Source organism: Arenibacter echinorum, from assembly GCF_003259375.1.
Lineage (GTDB): Bacteria > Bacteroidota > Bacteroidia > Flavobacteriales > Flavobacteriaceae > Arenibacter > Arenibacter echinorum.
This window is the reverse complement of record NZ_QLLN01000006.1, coordinates 151256-170261: the sequence shown is the minus strand read 5'-3', so window position 1 is coordinate 170261 and position 19006 is coordinate 151256. Positions and strand designations below refer to the sequence as shown.

At 39.5% G+C, this 19006-nt stretch carries 18 protein-coding genes; 9 read left to right on the top strand and 9 right to left on the bottom strand.

What is annotated here, in order from left to right:
* Positions 1 to 7 precede the first annotated feature (7 nt).
* Positions 8 to 2647 carry a cation-translocating P-type ATPase gene (locus LV92_RS16320; protein ID WP_111624673.1) on the top strand — a complete coding sequence of 880 codons (2640 nt, stop codon included), beginning with the start codon at positions 8 to 10 and terminating at the stop codon, positions 2645 to 2647.
* Between the two features lie 109 nt (positions 2648 to 2756).
* Here the strand turns inward: LV92_RS16320 and LV92_RS16315 are convergent, their stop codons facing one another.
* Positions 2757 to 3566 carry a patatin-like phospholipase family protein gene (locus LV92_RS16315; protein WP_111624842.1) on the bottom strand — a complete coding sequence of 270 codons (810 nt, stop codon included), beginning with the start codon at positions 3564 to 3566 and terminating at the stop codon, positions 2757 to 2759.
* A gap of 260 nt (positions 3567 to 3826) precedes the next feature.
* Between LV92_RS16315 and LV92_RS16310 the strand changes: the two genes are divergently transcribed.
* Both LV92_RS16310 and LV92_RS16305 read left to right on the top strand, forming a co-directional pair.
* A complete protein-coding gene (locus tag LV92_RS16310; RefSeq protein ID WP_111624672.1) occupies positions 3827 to 6580 on the top strand; it encodes a PAS domain S-box protein in 2754 nt (917 codons plus the stop codon).
* Complete coding sequence (locus LV92_RS16305; protein ID WP_111624671.1) at positions 6558 to 7625, top strand: response regulator; 1068 nt, start codon at positions 6558 to 6560, stop codon at positions 7623 to 7625. Before LV92_RS16310 ends, LV92_RS16305 begins: the two co-directional genes overlap by 23 nt.
* 36 nt (positions 7626 to 7661) lie before the next feature.
* Here LV92_RS16305 and LV92_RS16300 read toward each other — a convergent pair whose 3' ends face one another.
* From LV92_RS16300 to LV92_RS16290, 3 genes are read right to left on the bottom strand one after another with little or no spacing between them, the layout of a single operon-like run.
* The gene (locus tag LV92_RS16300) at positions 7662 to 7880 is read right to left on the bottom strand and encodes a DUF6327 family protein (protein WP_072861882.1); all 219 of its coding nucleotides are present in this window, start codon (positions 7878 to 7880) and stop codon (positions 7662 to 7664) included.
* Positions 7881 to 7884: 4 nt separating this feature from the next.
* The gene (locus LV92_RS16295; RefSeq protein WP_111624670.1) at positions 7885 to 8229 is read right to left on the bottom strand and encodes a hypothetical protein; all 345 of its coding nucleotides are present in this window, start codon (positions 8227 to 8229) and stop codon (positions 7885 to 7887) included.
* 6 nt (positions 8230 to 8235) lie between these two features.
* Positions 8236 to 8565, bottom strand: a complete 330-nt coding sequence (locus LV92_RS16290; RefSeq protein ID WP_072861880.1) for a YtxH domain-containing protein — start codon at positions 8563 to 8565, stop codon at positions 8236 to 8238.
* Positions 8566 to 8728: 163 nt separating this feature from the next.
* Between LV92_RS16290 and LV92_RS16285 the strand changes: the two genes are divergently transcribed.
* The 4 genes from LV92_RS16285 to LV92_RS16270 all read left to right on the top strand — a co-directional run bounded on the left by LV92_RS16285 (position 8729) and on the right by LV92_RS16270 (position 10963).
* Positions 8729 to 9220, top strand: coding sequence for a hypothetical protein (locus LV92_RS16285; protein ID WP_111624669.1), 492 nt, complete (start codon positions 8729 to 8731; stop codon positions 9218 to 9220).
* Between the two features lie 138 nt (positions 9221 to 9358).
* Positions 9359 to 10126, top strand: a complete 768-nt coding sequence (locus tag LV92_RS16280) for an RNA polymerase sigma factor (RefSeq protein WP_111624668.1) — start codon at positions 9359 to 9361, stop codon at positions 10124 to 10126.
* A gap of 27 nt (positions 10127 to 10153) precedes the next feature.
* On the top strand, positions 10154 to 10549 hold the full coding sequence (locus LV92_RS16275; protein WP_111624667.1) for a hypothetical protein: 396 nt from the start codon (positions 10154 to 10156) through the stop codon (positions 10547 to 10549).
* A gap of 48 nt (positions 10550 to 10597) precedes the next feature.
* Positions 10598 to 10963 carry a hypothetical protein gene (locus LV92_RS16270; protein ID WP_072861876.1) on the top strand — a complete coding sequence of 122 codons (366 nt, stop codon included), beginning with the start codon at positions 10598 to 10600 and terminating at the stop codon, positions 10961 to 10963.
* Here the strand turns inward: LV92_RS16270 and LV92_RS16265 are convergent.
* The 3 genes from LV92_RS16265 to LV92_RS16255 form a co-directional block, all read right to left on the bottom strand.
* Positions 10960 to 11724 (bottom strand): exodeoxyribonuclease III, encoded by a 765-nt coding sequence (locus LV92_RS16265; protein WP_111624666.1) that lies wholly within the window; start codon positions 11722 to 11724, stop codon positions 10960 to 10962. The genes LV92_RS16270 and LV92_RS16265 overlap by 4 nt on opposite strands.
* Before the next feature lie 138 nt (positions 11725 to 11862).
* A complete protein-coding gene (locus tag LV92_RS16260; protein WP_111624665.1) occupies positions 11863 to 13545 on the bottom strand; it encodes an ABC1 kinase family protein in 1683 nt (560 codons plus the stop codon).
* 5 nt (positions 13546 to 13550) lie between these two features.
* Positions 13551 to 13937 carry a hypothetical protein gene (locus LV92_RS16255; RefSeq protein WP_111624664.1) on the bottom strand — a complete coding sequence of 129 codons (387 nt, stop codon included), beginning with the start codon at positions 13935 to 13937 and terminating at the stop codon, positions 13551 to 13553.
* Between the two features lie 284 nt (positions 13938 to 14221).
* Here LV92_RS16255 and LV92_RS16250 point away from each other — a divergent pair, with 284 nt between their 5' ends.
* Positions 14222 to 14431, top strand: a complete 210-nt coding sequence (locus LV92_RS16250) for a YgaP family membrane protein (RefSeq protein ID WP_031443584.1) — start codon at positions 14222 to 14224, stop codon at positions 14429 to 14431.
* Between the two features lie 111 nt (positions 14432 to 14542).
* Here LV92_RS16250 and LV92_RS16245 read toward each other — a convergent pair whose 3' ends face one another.
* Both LV92_RS16245 and pta read right to left on the bottom strand, forming a co-directional pair.
* Positions 14543 to 15724, bottom strand: a complete 1182-nt coding sequence (locus LV92_RS16245) for an acetate/propionate family kinase (RefSeq protein ID WP_111624663.1) — start codon at positions 15722 to 15724, stop codon at positions 14543 to 14545.
* 24 nt (positions 15725 to 15748) lie between these two features.
* Positions 15749 to 17842: a phosphate acetyltransferase gene (gene pta / locus LV92_RS16240; protein WP_111624662.1), complete on the bottom strand. Its 2094-nt coding sequence runs from the start codon at positions 17840 to 17842 to the stop codon at positions 15749 to 15751.
* A 241-nt stretch (positions 17843 to 18083) separates the two neighbouring features.
* On the opposite strand from pta, the gene LV92_RS16235 reads away from it, so the two are divergent.
* Entirely contained in the window at positions 18084 to 18944 is an 861-nt protein-coding gene (locus LV92_RS16235) for a universal stress protein (protein ID WP_111624661.1), read from the top strand.
* Positions 18945 to 19006 lie beyond the last annotated feature (62 nt).

The following is a 19006-nucleotide window of genomic DNA, read 5'->3' as shown; positions in this document are numbered from 1 at the left end:
TTTTCCTATGCTGCAAAATGCCTTTTTTACTCCTGTGGATGAAATTATTGCCCAATTGGATAGTGATTTGGAACAGGGTTTGGCTAAAGAGGGTATTCCAGAGCGTTTGAAGAAATATGGACCCAATCAAATTCCAGAAGAAGGTTCCAAGAAAAGATGGGCCATTTTTTTGGAACAGCTCTTGGATCCTATTATTTATATTCTTTTTGCGGCAGCAATTCTTGCCTTTATTTTCAGCGATAAATTGGAAAGTGCTGCTATTTTTTTTGTAATACTTATTTCCGTTACCATAGGATATTTTATGGAACTTAAGGCCGTGAGATCCTTGGAGGCCCTGGTAAAAATGGGGCAGACAAGTACCCATGTAATTAGATCTGGACAAAGAACACATATCAAGGCGGCAGAAATTGTACTCGGTGACATTATTGTTTTGAGCCCTGGGGATGTTGTGCCTGCCGATGCACGCCTTATCCATGTAGATAATCTGTTGGTGAAAGAATCCGTATTAACGGGAGAGAGTTTTTCGGTAGCAAAGGTAACCGAACCATTACCAATGAATACCCCGATTACCGATCAGATCAATATGGTTTTTAGGGGTACGGTGGTTAGCTCGGGATTTGGGAAGGCTATTGTTACTGCATCGGGAAAACATTCACAATTGGGGAACATTCAGCAAATGGGTGTGGATGCCGATAAGGAGCGAACTCCTTTGGAGAAGAAATTAAACCGATTAAGCAATTGGCTTATAGGGTTAACACTGGGTATTGCTGGATTAATTATTGTCTTAGGCTATTTTAGGGGCAATGATCTTTTTTTTATGATCGAGACGGGAGTGGCTTTGGCGGTTGCCGCTATTCCCGAGGGTCTTCCAATTGTAGCTACCATTGCCCTGGCAAGGGGCATGATAAGGTTATCCAAAAAACAGGTCATCATAAAAAAAATGGAAGCCGTACAGACATTGGGTGCTACGGATATCATTTTTACGGACAAAACGGGAACCTTGACCGAAGATCGGATGGTGGTATCAGCAGTGATATTTGACGAAACATATTTGGACAATCTCTATCAAAAGGAGAAATCCTATTACACCTCCTTAAAGGACAAGCCTGTTTTTGATAAAATGATGATGGCTGGGATACTTTGTAACAATGTAGATCCGACAGCCATTAATGAACAGGACGATTCCATTGAAGTGGCTTTGATACAATTTGCTATACATTTGGGGTATGACCCCAAAATTGTAAAACAAAATAATCTGGAAATATTGGAGCTGCCATTTGATTCTGCACTAAAGTTGATGGCAACGGCACATAAAAAACAAGGAGGCTATACGGTCTATGCTAAAGGGGCATATGAGAGTTTGGTGGACCATTGTGATTTTGATGTTTATGGGCTAGGAATGTCAATCAGTGAACATAAACTATTGTGGAATAAAAAGGTAGATACTCTTGCTTCCCAAGGTTTGCGCACCCTTGCTTTTGCTTATAAGGAAGAAGTTGAATTACCCACAAGGGCCAATATACTGAACGGACTTACTTTTTTGGGGGTAATTGGATTCTTGGATCCTGCCAGGCAGGATGTGAAAGCAGTGATGGATATATACAAGAAGGCGGGCATTAAGGTAATTATGGTTACCGGTGATCATCCCGGTACCTCAAAGAAAATAGCTCAGGATGTTGGGATTTTGGAGGTTGATGCGATTGCTGATAAAATACGGCATGGCAAGGACCTCAAAAGAATTATGGAGGGAGCGGATGGAAATGATTTGTCCCTTTTAAAAGCCTCGGTCTTTGCCAGGGTCGGTCCGGAACAGAAGTTGAATTTAATAAGCTATTATCAGAGACATGGCCATATCGTTGGAATGATCGGGGATGGCATTAATGATGTCCCGGCTTTAAAAAAAGCCGACATAGGTGTGGCCATGGGAGTTAGAGGTGCCGAGGCTGCCCGAGAAGTGGCCGATGTGATTTTAAAAAACGATAAGTTTACGGCCATGGAATTGGGAATCAGACAGGGAAGGGTAATATTTCAGAATATTCGCCAATTTGTAGTTTACTTACTGTCCTGCAATTTAGCTGAAATACTTACGGTAGGTTTTGCGGCCTTGCTAAATTTGCCAGCTCCGTTATTACCGTTACAAATATTATTCCTCAATTTAGTAACTGATATTTTTCCTGCCCTGGCCTTGGGATTTGGAAAGGGAGAGAAGGATATTATGGAACAGCCTCCCCAAAACCCTAAGGGCCCCATATTGGATCAAAACGATTGGATTTCTGTTGTAATGTACGGACTAAGTATAAGTATTGCGGTGCTTGGCATTGTTGCTTATGCCGATAGGATTCTAAAATTTTCCGCAGAAACCATTAATAATATGGCCTTCTATACCCTGGTATTTGCCCAGTTGCTTAATGTGTTTAATATAGCAAGGCACAGAGGAGCATTTTTTGTAAATGAGATAACAACAAATGTGTGGGTTTGGGGAGCAATTCTACTATCCTTGCTCCTGACTCTGGGAGCCAATCTTAGCACTCATTTGGCAGCGGCATTTTCGTTGCGCATGCTGTCAATGGAACAATTGGGATATTCCGTGCTATTTGCCCTAGGGGCAATGGTTTTGGCGCAATTATTTAAGCGGGCAAGGATATAATATTTTCATGTTTGACAAAATAATAATACTTCGAATTTTTTTCTGTCTTGCATAAATGTACATAAAAATAAAGGGGAATCCTTGAGTTCCAATACGATGGATTTAAAGCTTACATTGAAAAACCGTTCATAGCTTCCAATTCTGCCGCAGATAATAATTCGGAGGCCAGGGGACTATTGTCCAGTGCTTTTATGGTGGCATTATAGCCCAAATCCAAGATAATGTCTAAATTTTTCAAAGTGAACATACTATAACGATCCATGTTGGAAGGACGGATCAATAGATCACAGTCTATAAATTTTTTGGTCGTTTCATTGGCTACCATTACATGATATGCCCTTTCCAAAACCTTGTTTACATGATTCAGTTCTTTGATGCTTACATGATTGAACGGATTTACATAAACTCCCACAATCCGATCACAGTATTTTTTTATTAGGTCTACCGGAAAATTATTCAAGGTGCCACCATCTACGTAATAACCTTTGTCGATTTGTACTGGCGCAAATAGTCCGGGAACAGCTGCTGATGCCAAAACGGGTTTTATAAGTTCGCCCTGATTAAAGACATTTAGCGTACCATCAAGCAAATTGGTAGCTGTTACATAAAGTTGCTTTTCCAAAGATTCGAAGGTGTCATGGGGTATGTAGGCCTTTAATTGATCATGAAATTTTTCTGTATCTAGGAAGCCAGGTTTTCCCATGGCATACTTATTAAAACTAAAAATCTCTGTAGTCTTAAAAAAATCCAACATTTGCTCCCAAGTACAGCCAGAAGCGTACAAGGCACCAACTATGGCTCCTGCACTAGTGCCTGCAATATGTGAAGGGTAAATACCGTATTCCTCCAACGCCTTTATGGCCCCAATATGGGCAACACCCCGTATACCGCCACCAGAAAGGACCAACCCTGTTGTCATAAACCTTTTATTTAGAATTTGAATCAAAATTATTCCATCTAAAGAAATACGCATATGACCATTGTCAGGTTTTTACAATCTAGGTAGGGGTTATGACCGATATCATTTCTTTCGGATGTAGTGCACAATACATTTGTGTAACTGAGTGCCATATTACCGGAACATAGGCTTCAATTGGCAGTAGATATGTAACGAAACAACTTAGCAGCACTTCCTTTTGGTTTCGTCAGGACCAATTAGTAAAGAACAGCAAAAGTACAATGAATGAACAGTTAACAAATAGCGATCTCTTTCAATCCATTTTTGAATCTTCCTTAGCTGGATTATTTGTGGTGGATCAACATGGATCTATTCTCATTGCCAACATGTCTGCCCAAAAGATGTTCGGATATGTTGAAGGGGAGTTGGTACAGCGGGATATCCAATTTATTATTCCTGATTGGAAGCTAAATGCTGTTGGTGCAGAGATGAATAAGGTTGTCGTGGGCCCCAATCAGTTCTATGGCCGGGACAGGAATGGCGTAAAATTTCCAATCGATATCAGGATCGTCCCAACTGTAGTAAAATCTCAGAACCTAAAAGTCATTTATTGTAAACCGGCCGATATTTCAGTATTTGAAAGTGATAGAAAGTTTAGAACGTTGATTTCCAATGTGTCCGGAATTGTATATCGCTCTAAAACTGATAGACCTTGGAACATTGAATTTATCAGTGAAGCCTGCTTAAACATAACTGGATATTCTCCGGCGCAATTTTATGATAGCCCGGATATAAGTTGGGATATCTTAATTCATCCTGAAGATTTGTCCAGGATTTTGCTTGAGGTGGAGAAGGGAATGGCGGATAAGAAACAGTATCAACTCACTTATAGGATCGCTACTGCAAACAAGCAAATAAAATGGATATGGGAACAGGTTTCCTGCGTAATGGACGAGCAGGGAAATGTCTGCGGTTTGGAAGGTTTTATGCAGGATATAACAAAGGGGAAGGAAATAGAAATGGCCCTGGACAAGGAGAAAAAATTGCTACGTCAATATATGGATTCTTCTCCTACAATGTTTCTAGTGATCAATAAGGACCATACTGTTGAACTGGTCAATAAAAGGACCTGTGAAATTTTGGGATTGGAACAAGATGCTATTTTGAATAAAAATTGGTTTGGAAATTTTATACCGGCCAGGGATAAAAAGCGAATAACAGAACTCTTTGAAGTCATTTTCCAGGAGAAGTTGGAAGTGCCCAATATTTACGAAAACCATATAGTTGCCAAAGGTGGGGAAGAGCGACTAATTCAATGGAGCAATGCTACCTTGAGGAATGGAAATAATGAAATTATTGGGGTGGTAAGCTCGGGCTTGGATATTACCGAAACTACATTCTTACAGAATACCTTGAATATTAGAAATCGGGCCTTGGAAGCTGTCGGGAACGGTATCATTATTGTGGATGCCAAACTTCCTGATCAGCCTATAATTTATTGCAACAAGTCTTTTACAGATATTACCGGATATGGGACTGAAGAAGTGACGGGCAAAAACTGTAGATTTTTACAGAACGACGATCGTGATCAGCTTGGAATTGCCCAATTGGCCCGAGCCGTGAAGGAGGGAACGCCTTGTAGGGTGTTGGTAAGAAATTATAGAAAGGATGGCGCCCTCTTTTGGAACGATCTGTTCATTACCCCTCTATATGATAAAAACGAAAAATTAACCCATTTTATAGGGGTTCTGAACGATGTAACAGAAATTCAGGATGCCAAGAAAAAATTGGAGGAATATGCCCTTCATTTAGAGAATACCGTTGAAGAACGTACTAGGGAGGTTCAATCCACAGTGCAAAAATTGGTGTCTACCAGTTTAAGCCTGGAAGATCAGTTGGTAGAGACACAAAGAGCGGAAAGGAAGGCCAAGCTGAGTAGGGCATTGTTTACCGCGATAGCGCACAATTTTCCCAATGGGGTAATTATGGTCTTTAATTCCGATTATGAACTGGTTTATGTGGAAGGGGAGGAAATGGACCGGATCAATATTAATAAGTCAGATTTTGAAGGAATACCCATTGATCATATCCCGGTTTTTTCAAAATGGCAGATCAATAAAATTAAATCCGATATTCGAAAAACATTAAGGGGGAGCAATATTTCATTTGAAGTGGATTTTCAAAATCAGTGTTATGCGGTAAATTCCACACCGCTCTATTCCGATGAAAAGGAAATAAAGTGGGCCTTGTTCGTTTACAACAATGTTACCGAGCAGAAAGAGGTTCAGCATAAATTGGAAAAGACACTCAAGGTGGAAAAGGAACTAAATGAGCTGAAATCCCGTTTTATTTCGATGGCCTCCCATGAATTCCGAACCCCACTAAGTGCCATTCTATCTTCTGCAATCCTAATAGGAAAACAAAATGAACCCGGTAAGGAAGATAGGAGGATGAAGCACGTTTCCAGAATTAGAAATAATGTAAAGGATCTAGTTGTTATTCTTAATGATTTTCTGTCCTTGAGCAAATTGGAAGAGGGCAAAGTGCAGGTAAAACCAAAGTCTTTTGAGTTAATACAGTTTGTTAAAATGTTAATCGATGAATTGGAGCCGAACAAAAAAGAAGGCCAGGACATTGTATTAAAGCATTCCCAACCTTCAATATCGGTTTATCTGGATCCGAAACTATTGAATCATATCCTTATAAATCTTCTCTCCAATGCCATAAAATATTCGGAGGAGCAAAAGGAGATCATCATTGAAATTAAGGTTAATGGTAAAGACTTATCCATAAATATTAAGGACAAAGGCATTGGGATACCCAAAGAGGAGCAAAAAAATCTTTTTAACCGCTTTTTTCGTGCAGAGAACGCCACCAATATTCAGGGCACAGGTCTTGGACTTCATATTGTGAAACAGTATACGGAGCTTTTAAGCGGTGGTGTTAGCTTTAACAGTGAATTAGGAGTGGGTAGTACCTTCAGTTTAATGCTTCCGGTAAATATATACGAAAATGAAAAAAATTCTATTAATTGAGGATAACAAGGATGTAAGGGAAAATACAGCGGACATATTGGAATTGGCCAATTACGATGTAGCTACTGCCGAGAATGGAAAAATAGGGGTAGAACTTGCAGAAAAATTTAAGCCAGACGTAATCATATGTGATATTATGATGCCAGAACTGGACGGCTATGGAGTCTTGGAACTGTTGGGTAAAAATAGTGCCACCTCCAGCATACCCTTTATATTTCTAACGGCAAAAACCGATAGGGCAGAGGTGAGGTTGGGAATGAATTTGGGGGCCGACGATTATCTGACGAAACCTTTTGAGGAAAAGGAATTACTCGAAGCCATATCCTCCCGTTTACGAAAGAGCGACTTTCTAAAAAAAGAGATTGCCAAAAACTTGGAAGGCCTCAATAAATTTCTGGACGAGGCTTCCCAATACCACGATTTGAAAAGTCTACCCAAGGATTATCCCCTTAAAACGTATCATAAAAAGGATATTGTTTTTTGGGAAGGCGATAACGCAAAATCCTTGTATTTTATAGAAAAGGGTAGTGTAAAGACCTACAAGAGTACGGAATCCGGAAAGGAATTTGTAACCGGAATATATGGTCCGGGAGATTTTGTTGGACAAATATCTTTATTGAATTCCGATAAAGTTTATGTTGAAAATGCCACTGTTTTGGAGGATGCCGAAATGTGCGCCATACCTAGGAAGGATTTTACCAAATTAATCTATGGTAACTCTGCCGTTTCACAGAAATTCATAGGAATGATATCCAATAATTTAATGCACCTACAGGAGCAATTGGTGGATATGGCTTTTGCCTCGGTAAGGCAAAGGGCGGCAAAGGCCCTTTTGGAACTTTATGATAAACATGTTATACAGGACAAACCCATGGGCGGAATAGGAATTCCAAGGGAGGATTTTGCCGGTATGATCGGTACCGCTACTGAAACAGCTATTCGAACCCTATCCGATTTTAAGGACGAAGGCCTTATTGCCACCGACCACGGAAGAAGGATCATTATTTTAAATGAAAAGGGACTCAGGGAGGTAGCGGATTTTTAAGGTGGACATTGGGCAAAAGCTTGACGCGCTTTGTGGCTACCTTCTATTAAAAATGGACTTTAATTTTCTTATGGCATAGATCAACAGCATTTGCTGAAGGCTACCCTTAAGGCTCCCCGCCAATTGCAGAGGTCTTAGATTTGCCTTTGCCTGATTGATATTGAGTTTAAGACTTTCAATTTCAATTTTGCGCTGTAGCTTTAAGACCATTAGTCTTTCATCAATTTCTTTAAAAGAGTTGTATTGTTTCCCCATGGTCTTAATCAAAATAATGTTTGGAAAATGTACGCAGTAATGGCCTATTGAGCCTATTCCTTAGAAAATAACAAATGATGGCTATTAGTACATAGCCCGTACCTATGAGCAAATAACCAAGGTAGGCACTTTCCAATGCTTCATTCAGGGCATTGGATGCGGCCCAAGATATCAAAACCAAGGCAAGTAGGGCCAAGGCCCCAATTAAAAGGGTTTGGGCAAATACGGTTACAAGCTCCATAAGTACCTTAAATATTTTCAGCTTGGCATATTCCTCGCTATTTTCTAGATAAGACCTTACATCGGCTTCTGCCTCTGTAAGGTCTCTCTTAAGTTCTTCCAAGGCCATATTACCTTATTTTTGAAATTGGGCGTTTTTCTTTTTTAAGTCTTCCAATTTGCGCTCCAAGGTAGCAATAATGTCATCTGCCTTGTAGCTCATAGTGGAGATAGCTTCATCCAACTTACGGTCAAAGGCATCTTTTTTCTCATTGGCAGTTTTGGTAAGTTCTTCCTTGGCATGGGAGATTCTTTCTGATAAGTCGTGCGTGGTCTCCCCCACCTTTTGCTTTATTTTGTGCCTAGTCTCTGTGCCCTTATCCGGCGCATACAAGATTCCAATTCCTGCACCTATGGCAGCACCTGTCAATAAAGCTAAAAGAATATTTCCGTCGTTGTTTGTCATGATTACTGATTTTTTTGATTATTACATATTTTAAAATGATACTCAAAAATAAGTCTATTAAAATGCTTTGGAAATGATATAAATCATATCATTTACAGGCATTAGTTCTTAAATTAGGGTTGGACGAATATACCAACCTAGCCATTTCATCATTCTTTATCAAATGAATACTAGGGTAAATAAAGCGGTGTATAATTTTATTTTGAGGGATTATGAGCATCTAAAGATGTTGCGTAAGGCCATTGAAATTATTCTTGAGGAAGATATGGAAAGGCCGCAAATATCTGTCCTGGGAAAACTTGGAAACAACCTTGTTGCCAATGGCAAAAAGGATTTACTTCAAGAATCGGACTGGAATGCTTATTGGAACAGGGTTTTAAAAGAAAAGGTAAATTTTGGCGTATTTCCCCATACAGAGTTTGGGACTCTCTTTATTGCTGGTGCCTTGGCCTCCCAATTTTTATTTGATATATCGGGGAGACCACTGGGATCTATGTCGGCCGGACCGTATGGAATTTTAAGGGGATTGGGCATAACGGAGGATAAGGTTAATTTTTATCTCAAGGCACTAAAAAAAGGACACTTAATTCTTTTGGTGCGCCACACTTTGCCGCAAATTCAGCTGATAGAAGAAAAGTTGGACAAATTAATTTAAGCACTAGTGAACGTCTAGGATTACTATCAAAATTTATTTCTCTGGATCGATTCGGGATAGATGATTAAAATCATTTTTTTAGAAGAAGGAAGTTGGCATTTTTGAAGTACAACTATTTAAAATATAATTATATAAAGTATGAAAGAGTCAGTCAATATATTTCAAAGTCAAAGGGAATTTCATGTGTTTGTAGCCAATTCCTTTTCTAATTTACGACGGTTAAAAAAGGAAGGAGACCTTAAGGCATTCAATCAGTTATTGCTAAAGGCCATGCCCGAAGTAAGGCGATATGTCCAAAAAAATCTCAATCGTGCCGTGGTAAAGGGTAAGGTCGATAGGAACAGGTATAAGGCGGATGATATTATTGATCAGCTTTTTATAGAGGTATATGACCATTTGGATGAGATTAATAATAAAAATGAGCTGCATCCATGGATGTTCAAGAAAGTGGATGAATTGCTGGAGACTATCTTTGTGGATGAAGAGTATGATGCCTTGTTCCTTGAAAATATAGATACCTACTCCAAACCTGAATGGGATAGCATGCAGGAAAAATTTACTACGGATGGAGATGGGGATTTAATTATGAACGAAGAATTGGACGATATTTCCTATGCCAAGGACGACTATGTGCTAAACCATATTTTTGTTGGCGATGACGATCAAAAAGTGATACTCCAATTGGATAAGGAATTGGGAGCGGAGAACATTAGAAAACACTCAGAAATGGTCTTATATCATATGCCCGAGCAAATGCGAAGGGTATTTGAACTATTTACGGAACATCAATTTGATATATCGGAAATTTCCAAAATACACAATAGTACCGTTCAGGAAATAGAATCGCTTTTGAAGACTGCAAGAAAAAGTCTAAGGGCCAGCTTCATCAAAAGATATTTGGACTAATAACAAGGAATTTTAATTTATAGAACTATGAGCACTGGACCAAAGTCAAAAAAAGAAATATTGTTGGGTGAAGGGCTTGATGCGTTACATAAGGAAAGTAGGGAATGGTTGAACATCATTGCCTTTTGGAAGGACGAAGCCAGGTTCTTTACGGATTTGCTGGATAAGGAACAGGTAAAAGCTTCTGAATATGGACAGATGTTACAATATCTGGATAAGATTCACGAAACCTTATTTGATTATTTGGCCGAAGATATTGTAGCCCATGAAAGTCTATTGTCCCGTTTAATAAAGGGAGAGAAGGGACTATCCGATCAGGATTTCAGGGAAAAACATGCAAATATCAGGGACCAAATGGATTTGTTTACCAAAGACTTTATGGAATTTAAAAAAATGGTTTTTGGGTATGCCAAGAAATTATGACCAATAGCTTGCCCAATATCACTGTCTAATCTGTTAGGAACAAAATTTATGGAAATCTCTATTTATAACACGGATAATAAGACTGTAGATAGTATAGCCCATTTTATGGATTTCTACTACAGTCTTCGATTAAAGCATCTAGCCAGCGATTTGTTGGATCAAGGATTATCACCAAAACAAATTACCGAGGCTGTCATCAAGGCCATGACGGTTGGCAAATCTGCCGGTCTGGATATAGACCAACATTTTAGGCCGGTTTTTACTGGAATCCAAAAACAGGTTGTAAGCGACTGTAAGCTATCGCATTTGGCATATGGATTGGTACTTATGAACGCGGATGCCGAACTTAGGGTGGTTGGGGATTTTCAAATTAGTGTCCTACAGGAATATATAGGGCACTACGGGTCTTTCTAGAATTCTATTTCCAAGGAGATAGGGCAGTGGTCGGAACCAAAATAATCCGATAGGATATCTACAGACTTTATGCGATCTACCAGAGACTTGCTTACCAAGAAATAATCTATTCTCCAGCCCGTGTTTCTTTCCCTGGACTTGAAACGATAGCTCCAATAGGTATATGCTATGGTATCTGGATGAAAATGCCTGAACGAATCCACAAAACCGGCTTCAATAAAATTGTCCATGCCATCAATTTCAATTTGGGTGTATCCTGCAGTTTTGTTATAGTTGCTTTTATCGTTCTTAAGGTCTATTGCCCTATGTGCTACGTTAAAATCCCCACAAGCAATTACAGGTTTTGTCTTTTCAAGGTTTTTCAGGTACTTTAAAAAATCGGTATCCCATTGTTTACGGTAGTCCAGACGATCCAATTGCTGTCCGGAATTGGGCACGTAGACATTTACCAAGTAAAAATCATTATACTCCGCACACTGTATTCTACCTTCGCTATCGTGTTCCGATACCTGCATATCTTTGGTTACGGCAATAGGTTCTATTTTGCTGATAAGTGCAGTACCGGAATATCCTTTCTTATCTGCCGAATTGTAATGCATGGTATAATGTTCCATTGCCGAAAGGGTCTCCTCAACCTCATGGTCCTGGGCCTTGGTCTCTTGAAGACATAGAATATCAGGTGCCATTTTATTTATGGATTCGAAAAAATCTTTTTTTGCAACGGCCCTAATTCCGTTGACATTCCATGAAATTATTCTCATTGTTAGGATATTATTTTGGACAATGCTATGAAAAATACAATTCGGAATAAAGATAATGATTCCGAACTATTTTTATAAAATGAACACCTAAAGTTTTGCCCAATCTGTTATCAACTATTCATAGCAATAGACTAAGATTTACTCTTCCTTATTCCTATAAATTGAGATTAGAATAACCAGTCCAATAATGGCGGAAAGACTAAAACCTATTGCGCCCAATACGGGTATTCCGCTAATCTTTGGAGGCATATCGGCCATTACTAAAAGGGCAGAGCCAATGGAGAGGGCTGCAATAATAACCGCATAGACCAAACGGTTAAAGGCAGTTTTTAGAGACTTTCTAAACTCGTTCAAGCCTTTGTGCTCATGCACAATGACCAATTTCCCATCTTTGATCTTATCTACTATTTCATTAATGTCTGTCGGCAATTTATCCAGCAGCGCATTGTAATCTTGAAATCTATTTAGGTTCTTTTGAAAAAGTCGTTTTAGGCCAAACCTTTTACGGGTTATCTTGGCCATGTATGGTTCTAGATTATCCGTTATGTTGAATTCTGGATCCAATTTTAGTCCTACACCCTCAATTATTACCAAAGCGCGTATTAGAATATACAAGTAATGCGGTATGGTAATCTTATTTTCATAAAGCACATTTTTAAATTGTTTCAAGGTGGTCCCCAACTTAATGTTACGGATAGAGGTATTGCTTATGCCTTCAATCAATTCGTACAAATCGTACTCCAACTTTTTTTCGTCGGGAATCTCGGTTTTTAAGGCTATTTTTTTTAGGACGGAGATGATTTTCCTTACGTCCTTTTTTAAAAAAGAAAGCAGCAGTTCTATGAGTGCCTCCTTGTCATTGGGCATAATGGTACCCATCATGCCAAAATCTATGAAACAGATTTTTTGGATCTCGGGTAACACAAATAGATTTCCGGGGTGTGGGTCCGCATGAAAAAAGCCGTGTTCCAAAACCTGTTCCAAATATAGATCTACCCCAACTTTGGCTACGGCGCTGGAATCAATATTGCTTTCCTTTAATTTATTCAGCTCGGAAACCTTGATTCCGTCTATCCACTCCATACATATGATATGGTCGTTGCTAAGCTCGCGATATAGATGGGGGACATAGATAGCCTCGTTGTCCTTGAAATTCTTGGCGAAATGTTCCATATTGTCCATTTCCCTATGAAAACTAAGTTCTTCGTTAATGCTTTTTTCAAAGGATTCCACCAATTTTACAGGTTGAAAGGCTTTTACCTGTGAACTATATTTTTCCATTGCTTCCGCAACTTCTTTCATAATGGAAATGTCAGACGCAATGACTTCGGCTATATTGGGGCGCTGTATTTTTAATACTACCCAATCCCCATTGGAGAGCTGAGCTTTATGAACTTGGGCCAAAGAGGCTGCCGCCATAGGTTTGGGGTCTATGGAAAGGAAATGTTGGGAACAGTCAATATCCAGTTCTTGCGACAAAACTTTTTCTACGTCAAAATTCTGTAGGGAAGGAGCATGGTCCTGTAGTTTTTCTAGTTCTTTCACCAGGTCTGGGGGCAACATGTCGTCACGGTTGCTCATAATTTGCCCCATCTTTACATAGGAAGGGCCCAATTCTTCTAGCACCATGCGGATGCGTTCAAAAGTGGATTCTGATAATTTCTTTGCTTTATCAGGGTGTTTTAAAAGGTAATTTTTAGGGATAAATTTTCTTGCCTTGCTACTGGCCATTACATCCTCAAACCCATATTTGGTAAGTACTACAAATAGGGCGTTGTATCTTTTAAGATTTTGTTTTTGTGGAAATTTTATACCAAACATATGATTTATAGGTGCTTGGTCAAAAAACGAAAGAATTCCCTTTTAAGAGCTGTATAGATCTCTTCCTGTATTTCCATTTTTTTTCGGAACTCCATGTGTTTTTTTACCATCATGGTATCCATGGCATCATGTGACAACAAATCTTGATCGGCCATGCGGGATTCATGGATTTCCATTTCTTCCAATAAATCCTCGATTACTCCACCATGTAGGATAAATTCGTTCTGAAAGTAGTCCAATTGATTTAATACCTCTTTTTTGGTCCACCTAGTAACCAGCTCACTAAGCCTGTTATTGAAAATGATGAGTTCATCCTGCCAAAAGAAGAGTTCCCGCCTCCAAATTTCGTGTTCAAAATGCAGATTTGAGTTATATATGATTTGTTTTTCCATGATAATTTGCTTTAAGTACTATAATACTTGGCGTACTACAAAATTATTTAAAGGTATTGGTCCCTGAAATGACATATATCATTTGAATAGGAATACATATCCATTTACTTTGATTTATCAAGTTAAAAAATTGGAAAAAGCGGAAAGTTGCATGAATCGTTAGGAATGAAGTGCAAAAGGATGCTTTTCACAGATTGATGTTTACATATAAAAATATTCCTTAACAATGGCATTGAAAGTGCCTTGTGGGGTTTTTAAAAGTTCTATAACTTAAATTTATAATCATGAAGAAAAATATGGGTAATTTGGACAGAACCTTGCGTTTTGTGATAGCGGCGGCATTGATCGCTCTTTATTATAACGGTACTATTTCCGGGGTGTTGGGAATTGTATTGGTGGTTTTGGCCATTATCTTTTTCCTTACCAGCTTTATGGGCTTTTGTCCGTTGTACCTTCCTTTTGGAATAAAAACATGTAAGGCAAAAAAGGAGTAAACCTGGCTTGTGACAAACGGTAATTTTGTTTGACTATACTAGTCATCGGTCATCATGGAAAATTTGATTTCTCCCAACGTTGACTAAAAATCTATACCATAATTATTGGTTCTAGGATAGACCGAAGGCCTGTTTTGCAATTTCCAGTTCTTCATTGGTAGGTACTACCAAGATTTTGACTTGAGCCTTGTCACTGCCAATTTCCCTAATGTTGGAAGATTTTGATTCATTTTTGGCAGGGTCCAGTGTTATGCCCAGACAATCCATATCCGTGCATACAAGGCTCCTAAGGGTACTGGAATTTTCTCCGATGCCGGCGGTAAAGACCACGGCATCCAAGCCGTCCATGGCTGCTGTATAGGCCCCTATATATTTTTTTATGCGGTAGGCATTCATTTCCAAGGCCAAGATACATTCTTTATTTCCTGTTTTGGCTTTGGCTTCAATGTCCCTTAAATCCCTATGGCCTGTAAGCCCTAGCATCCCACTTTTTTTGGAGAGTAAAGCATTGACTTCTTCCAGACCATAGCCCAAATTATTTACCAAATAAAAGATAAGGGAGTGATCTATGTCCCCACTTCTAGAGCCCATGATAAGTCCGTTGGCAGGGGTAAACCCCATGGAATGATCAACACTTTTTCCTTCCCTTACGGCAGTGATACTGCACCCATGGCCCAGATGTATGGTAATTATCTTGGAAGATTTTAATTTTAATAAGGAAATTGCCTTCTCGGATACATATTTGTGACTGGTACCATGAAAACCAAAGGCTTGGATACGATGATCTGTATATAATTCATTGGGCAAAGCGTATTTCTTGGCCTTCACTGGCATGGTCTGGTGAAAAGCGGTATCAAAAACGGCAATTTGTTTGGCAGTAGGAAAAGCTTCCTCTGCCAATATAATGCCTTCCAAATTATGTGGGTTGTGTAAAGGGGCCAATACTGAAAGTTCCCTTATTTTATCTTTTACCTCCTGTGTAATCACGGTGGTTTCAGAAAAGGTGTTACCGCCATGCACTACCCTATGGGCGACAATCGCGATATCATTAACGTCTGCAATAACACCTTGGTCAGGATCCATCAGGAGTGTGGCCATTTTCTTGAATCCGTCACTGTGGTTGGGAATCACCATCACCTCCTCAATATCCACGGTATTGGTTTTATACTTTACAGTGGCATTTTTGGAGCCGATTCGTTCTATTAAACCCTTGCCTATTACAAGCTCCGAAGGCATTTGAATCAATTGATATTTAATGGAAGAACTACCTGCGTTTATGATCAGTATGTTCATAGTTTTTGTTTTATTGGATTAAAATTATAGGCCTTGTGCCTGTATGGCGGTGATGACTACAGTGTTATAGATATCCTCCACTGTACAGCCACGGCTTAGGTCGTTAACAGGTTTGTTTAGACCTTGTAACATGGGGCCAATGGCCAAGGCACCTGTTTCCCTTTGAACGGCCTTATAGGTATTGTTTCCAGTATTGAGATCTGGAAAAATGAATACACTGGCCTGTCCCGCCACTTCCGAATCCGGCAATTTACTCTTGCCTACATTTATATCCACGGCTGCATCGTACTGTATGGGGCCTTCTACTTTTAAACCAGGTCGTTTTCTTTTGATAATATCTGTGGCTTTGCGCACTCTATCCACGTCTTCGCCCACTCCTGAAGCCCCGGATGAATAGGATAGCATGGCAATTTTGGGTTCTATGCCAAACGCCGTGCTGGTTGCCGCAGAAGAAATGGCTATTTCCGCCAATTGTTCAGCGGTGGGATTGGGATTAATGGCGCAGTCCCCAAATATGGTGACACGGTTGGGGAGACACATAAAGAACACGGAGGACACAATGGAGACCTCAGGTTTGGTCTTGATAAATTGTAAAGCCGGTCTTATGGTATGTTGTGTAGTATGTGCTGCACCGGAAACCATTCCATCGGCATGACCTTTGTAGACCATCATGGTGCCAAAATAGGAAACATCCTCCATTAGATCTTTCGCCATGGCAAGGTTAACATTTTTTTCTTTTCGCAGTTCGTATAGGGTGGTGGCATAATCCATAAAATTGGGCGAAGATTTGGGGTCTATAATATCGAAGCTATTGGAATCCAAACTTATATCCAATTCTGAAATTTTTGCCATTATTTGCTCCTTATCTCCCAACAATGTAATGGTGACGGCATTGGTGTCCAGAAGTTTTTTGGTAGCCTTCAGAATGCGTTCGTCATTTCCTTCCGGGAGGACAATATGTTTCTTGGCCGATTTTGCCCGTTTAAGAAGATTGTACTGGAACATTCTAGGGGTAATTCCCTCAGCCTTAAAAGTAATAAGTCGCTCGGCCAATTCATTTGTGGGGACATATTTTTCAAATTCCTGTATGGAGGTCGCTATTTTTTCCTTGTTTTCTGGATATATCCTAGGTTTAATGGTTCCTATGCGGTTGGTTACCGAAAAAGTACCATCGGCAACTGAAATGATAGGAATAATATCGGAAAGGCCCTCAATAAGTTTAATGATGGAGTCCTCCGGTAATAGTCCGCCTGTTAGAACTATACCGGATAGATTGGGGTAATTTCTGGAGATGTTGGCCTGTAAAGCCCCTAGAATAATATCTGCCCTATCTCCAGGGGTGATGACCAAGCTATCCTTTTTTAAATGGGTGATGTAATTGCGGAGCTGCATGGCGCCCACGCTAAATTCACCGGCCTGATTGTTTATAAAATCTTCTCCGAACAAAACCTTGGCCGAAAGAGCCTGTGCAATTTCCTTTACGGTCGGATTTCCCAAAACAGGGTTCAAAGGGATAGCAGCTATCAATACTTTTTTTGGCAGTTTTGTCTTGAGACCAGATACTGCCTGTTCCAAATTTTCTGGCTGTACCTTATTGGCAACGGTCAGTAGTACTTCAACTCCCTTTTCCCTAAAGGAATCATAAGCCATGTATATATTTCCGACCAATTCTTGAAGGGATTTGCCCATGCCGTTGGCAATTATAATTGCCGGAATTCCTAAATTTTTGGCGATAAGCACATTAATGTCCCATTCTATGATGGCGCCCTCACCTGAAAAATCTGTTCCTTCCACCACTACAATATCGAACCTATCCTCAATGGCCTTGTACTTATTGATGATATTACTTATAATTTCGTCATCCTTGTCCATATTTTTAAGTTGTACCACTTGGCTACGGGTATAGGCATAGGAATCCTTAAATTTCTGGTCTACTTCAAAATGCTTTAGTACAGTATCTATATGGTCATCGATCCTGCCCTTTTCAAAGTCATCGATAATGGGCCGGAAATAACCCACTTTCGCGGTTTTCCCCAATAATAACTGCATCATGCCCAAGGATACGATAGATTTTCCGCTATTGGGCTCTGTAGTGGCAAGGTATATGGCTTTGCTCATGAACTATTAATATTCTTTGAATTTATATAAACGATTCTTTTTCCAGTTGCGAAGTTCGGGCATAGAAAGATTACCATATATGATAGAAGTCATTTATGGATACGACATTAGGTTCTAATTTTAACCAATCAAATTTATTCCATTAACAATTTAACTTCTTAAAATAGCAAGTATCTTAGGATGTAATCCAATCGGATCTGTTGCTTGCAAGTTTTGCTGATAAATTACAATTCATCATAAAATGAAAACATTGCTTTATGCCACGGATTATTCTAAAAACTCGGTCTCTGCTTTGCAGTTGGCCTATAATTTAAGTCAGGATCTGGGAACTCGACTGGTGGTCACCCACACATTTAATTTACCTACTGTTTTGGGTGTTGAGGGACAGGATGACCGGCCTGTCCTTGAAGGAAATCCGTTTAAAATTCACCGTGCCCAGCTGGAAAAATTCTGCACAGAACACCTTGGAAGCAAGTGGGACAATCCCAAAATACAATTGGAGCCTGTACAGAACAGTTCGGTAATCAAAGGAATTATATCAAAGGCAGAAGAGTATCACGCCCAACTGATTGTGGTGGGTACTAAAGGAGCAAGTGGTCTTGAGGAAATGATCATGGGCAGTACCACCAAGAAACTCATAGAGAAAGCACCTTGTCCCGTAATTGCAATTCCCAATGATATATTGCCTAGAAATATGGATACCATGGTTTATGCCACAGATTTTGAAGAGGAAGATATACATGCCATTCAAAAACTTTCCGAAATTGCCAAACCCTTAAAAGCAAAGATTAAGGTAGTGCATATTTCAACGAACGAGGAATATGCGGGAGACTTATTAATGGAGTGGTTCAAGGAGATGCTCAAATCCAAGGTAGATTATTCAGAAATTGAGTTCGAACTATTGTTTTCGGAAGATGTATTTGATACCCTCAGAATCTATCTTGGGGTCGTAAATGCGGATATGGTAGTGATGCTGGAAAGGGAAAAGAAAGGATTTTTAAAAAAATGGTTCCATAGGGATCTAGTAAAAAAAATGGAGGATAAGGGCGAGATAATATTGATGAGCTTTAATGAACACAACCATAAAACCCTATTTTTCTAGGGATATCCCTTGTTTGTTAATGGGGTTTAGGCAAGGAATTTTAGATTGATGCTATAGAAGTA

Excerpts from the sequence above, each read along its gene's own strand:
- LV92_RS16320 (WP_111624673.1), top strand. The coding sequence starts at position 8 with ATGCTGCAAAATGCCTTTTTTACTCCTGTGGATGAAATTATTGCCCAA.
- LV92_RS16315 (WP_111624842.1), bottom strand. The coding sequence starts at position 3,566 with ATGACAACAGGGTTGGTCCTTTCTGGTGGCGGTATACGGGGTGTTGCC.
- LV92_RS16310 (WP_111624672.1), top strand. The coding sequence starts at position 3,827 with ATGAATGAACAGTTAACAAATAGCGATCTCTTTCAATCCATTTTTGAA.
- LV92_RS16305 (WP_111624671.1), top strand. The coding sequence starts at position 6,558 with ATGAAAAAAATTCTATTAATTGAGGATAACAAGGATGTAAGGGAAAAT.
- LV92_RS16300 (WP_072861882.1), bottom strand. The coding sequence starts at position 7,880 with ATGGGGAAACAATACAACTCTTTTAAAGAAATTGATGAAAGACTAATG.
- LV92_RS16295 (WP_111624670.1), bottom strand. The coding sequence starts at position 8,229 with ATGGCCTTGGAAGAACTTAAGAGAGACCTTACAGAGGCAGAAGCCGAT.
- LV92_RS16290 (WP_072861880.1), bottom strand. The coding sequence starts at position 8,565 with ATGACAAACAACGACGGAAATATTCTTTTAGCTTTATTGACAGGTGCT.
- LV92_RS16285 (WP_111624669.1), top strand. The coding sequence starts at position 8,729 with ATGAATACTAGGGTAAATAAAGCGGTGTATAATTTTATTTTGAGGGAT.
- LV92_RS16280 (WP_111624668.1), top strand. The coding sequence starts at position 9,359 with ATGAAAGAGTCAGTCAATATATTTCAAAGTCAAAGGGAATTTCATGTG.
- LV92_RS16275 (WP_111624667.1), top strand. The coding sequence starts at position 10,154 with ATGAGCACTGGACCAAAGTCAAAAAAAGAAATATTGTTGGGTGAAGGG.
- LV92_RS16270 (WP_072861876.1), top strand. The coding sequence starts at position 10,598 with ATGGAAATCTCTATTTATAACACGGATAATAAGACTGTAGATAGTATA.
- LV92_RS16265 (WP_111624666.1), bottom strand. The coding sequence starts at position 11,724 with ATGAGAATAATTTCATGGAATGTCAACGGAATTAGGGCCGTTGCAAAA.
- LV92_RS16260 (WP_111624665.1), bottom strand. The coding sequence starts at position 13,545 with ATGTTTGGTATAAAATTTCCACAAAAACAAAATCTTAAAAGATACAAC.
- LV92_RS16255 (WP_111624664.1), bottom strand. The coding sequence starts at position 13,937 with ATGGAAAAACAAATCATATATAACTCAAATCTGCATTTTGAACACGAA.
- LV92_RS16250 (WP_031443584.1), top strand. The coding sequence starts at position 14,222 with ATGAAGAAAAATATGGGTAATTTGGACAGAACCTTGCGTTTTGTGATA.
- LV92_RS16245 (WP_111624663.1), bottom strand. The coding sequence starts at position 15,724 with ATGAACATACTGATCATAAACGCAGGTAGTTCTTCCATTAAATATCAA.
- pta (WP_111624662.1), bottom strand. The coding sequence starts at position 17,842 with ATGAGCAAAGCCATATACCTTGCCACTACAGAGCCCAATAGCGGAAAA.
- LV92_RS16235 (WP_111624661.1), top strand. The coding sequence starts at position 18,084 with ATGAAAACATTGCTTTATGCCACGGATTATTCTAAAAACTCGGTCTCT.